This is a genomic window from Enterococcus plantarum (assembly GCF_001730295.1).
Lineage (GTDB): Bacteria > Bacillota > Bacilli > Lactobacillales > Enterococcaceae > Enterococcus_L > Enterococcus_L plantarum.
The window spans coordinates 1-1607 of record NZ_MIKA01000037.1 but is presented as its reverse complement, the minus strand read 5'-3'; the positions used below and the strand labels follow the sequence as shown (position 1 = coordinate 1607).

The following is a 1607-nucleotide window of genomic DNA, read 5'->3' as shown; positions in this document are numbered from 1 at the left end:
TACTACCTTTAAAAAAGTTCAAACGGGCATTAAAAATGCGTTGAATTTGCCTTATTCCAACGGACCATTAGAATGCTTGAATAACCATATAAAAGTACTAAAGAGAAACGCCTATGGCTTCCGTAACTTCTATAATTTTAAATTGAGAATTACTTTATGCTTTGGCACTGTTCTTTTAAATCAAATAGAAAAACCTAGAGGAATTTCCCTCTAGGCTTCATTAGTGATTTAATTCTTTGGATTTCTTCACCAACATTAGTTGACAAAGAGCCCGTTTTAATTAACGTTGGTGCTACTAGTATACCGGCGGCCGGGGTCGAACCGGCACGCCCTCGCGGGCACTGGATTTTGAGTCCAGCGCGTCTGCCAATTCCGCCACGCCGGCATTAAATGATTTGCAAGGCGGTAACCGGATTTGAACCGGTGATGAAGGTTTTGCAGACCTCTGCCTTACCACTTGGCTATACCGCCATATTACAATTTACAGATTCTCTAAAAGAGAAAACTGGGGTAGCTGGATTCGAACCAACGCATGACAGGATCAAAACCTGTTGCCTTACCGCTTGGCTATACCCCAATAATAAAATTTAAAGCTAAGGGCGACTGATGGGAATCGAACCCACGCGTGGCGGAACCACAATCCGCTGTGTTAACCACTTCACCACAATCGCCATAATATACATAATATAAAATTTAGAGCAAGGGCGACTGATGGGGATCGAACCCACGCATGGCGGAACCACAATCCGCTGTGTTAACCACTTCACCACAATCGCCATAATATATTAACAGGGATAGTAGGAATCGAACCCACAATGACGGTTTTGGAGACCGTAGTTATACCGTTTAACTATATCCCTACTATGTAATGGAGGAAAGTGGATTCGAACCACTGAACCCTAAGGAACGGATTTACAGTCCGTCGCGTTTAGCCACTTCGCTATTCCTCCAAATGGCGCAAGACAGAATCGAACTGCCGACACACGGAGCTTCAATCCGTTGCTCTACCAACTGAGCTACTGCGCCAAAACTATAATACTAACGGTCTGGACGGGACTCGAACCCGCGACCTCCTGCGTGACAGGCAGGCATTCTAACCAGCTGAACTACCAAACCGTAATTTAATGGAGGTTGACGGGATCGAACCGCCGACCCCCTGCTTGTAAGGCAGGTGCTCTCCCAGCTGAGCTAAACCTCCAATAAATATAAATGACCCGTACGGGAATCGAACCCGTGATACCGCCGTGAAAGGGCGGTGTCTTAACCGCTTGACCAACGGGCCAATAAAACTTAATACGGAGAGTAAGGGATTCGAACCCTTGAGACAGCGTTAACCGTCTACATGATTTCCAATCATGCTCCTTCGGCCACTCGGACAACTCTCCAAAGTTAAAAAGAAGCAAACATTACTCATAAGTCCTATATTAAGGAACTCCGGCAGTAGGACTCGAACCTACGACATCATGATTAACAGTCATGCGCTACTACCAACTGAGCTATGCCGGAATAATTAGCGTGGCGACGTCCTACTCTCACAAAGGGAAACCCTTCACTACAATCGGCGCTAAGAAGCTTAACTTCTGTGTTCGGCATGGGAACAGGTGTAT

General features: G+C 45.8%; 1 protein-coding gene, 13 tRNA genes and 1 rRNA gene. 1 reads left to right on the top strand and 14 read right to left on the bottom strand.

The genetic code is table 11. The annotated features are described in order from the left end of the window. On the top strand, window positions 1-214 hold a 214-nt coding region (locus BCR22_RS15090; protein WP_141706569.1), incomplete at its 5' end, for a transposase. An 87-nt stretch (window positions 215-301) separates the two neighbouring features. Here the strand turns inward: BCR22_RS15090 and BCR22_RS10915 are convergent. From BCR22_RS10915 to rrf, 14 genes are all read right to left on the bottom strand, one after another. Next, window positions 302-385: transfer RNA gene (locus BCR22_RS10915), tRNA-Leu, on the bottom strand. Window positions 386-400: 15 nt separating this feature from the next. Further along, window positions 401-471: transfer RNA gene (locus tag BCR22_RS10910), tRNA-Cys, on the bottom strand. A 34-nt stretch (window positions 472-505) separates the two neighbouring features. Further along, window positions 506-577: transfer RNA gene (locus BCR22_RS10905), tRNA-Gln, on the bottom strand. A 21-nt stretch (window positions 578-598) separates the two neighbouring features. Next, window positions 599-671 (bottom strand) — tRNA-His (locus BCR22_RS10900). 32 nt (window positions 672-703) lie between these two features. Further along, window positions 704-776: transfer RNA gene (locus tag BCR22_RS10895), tRNA-His, on the bottom strand. Window positions 777-789: 13 nt separating this feature from the next. Further along, window positions 790-860: transfer RNA gene (locus BCR22_RS10890), tRNA-Trp, on the bottom strand. A 9-nt stretch (window positions 861-869) separates the two neighbouring features. After that, window positions 870-950, bottom strand: a tRNA-Tyr gene (locus tag BCR22_RS10885). A 3-nt stretch (window positions 951-953) separates the two neighbouring features. Continuing rightward, a tRNA-Phe gene (locus tag BCR22_RS10880) sits at window positions 954-1026 on the bottom strand. A 16-nt stretch (window positions 1027-1042) separates the two neighbouring features. Next, window positions 1043-1116: transfer RNA gene (locus BCR22_RS10875), tRNA-Asp, on the bottom strand. Window positions 1117-1125: 9 nt separating this feature from the next. Beyond that, window positions 1126-1198 (bottom strand) — tRNA-Val (locus tag BCR22_RS10870). Window positions 1199-1210: 12 nt separating this feature from the next. Beyond that, window positions 1211-1282 (bottom strand) — tRNA-Glu (locus tag BCR22_RS10865). Between the two features lie 14 nt (window positions 1283-1296). After that, window positions 1297-1385 (bottom strand) — tRNA-Ser (locus BCR22_RS10860). A gap of 47 nt (window positions 1386-1432) precedes the next feature. Beyond that, a tRNA-Asn gene (locus BCR22_RS10855) sits at window positions 1433-1506 on the bottom strand. A 7-nt stretch (window positions 1507-1513) separates the two neighbouring features. Further along, window positions 1514-1607, bottom strand: a 5S ribosomal RNA gene (gene rrf / locus BCR22_RS10850); the annotation flags it as partial.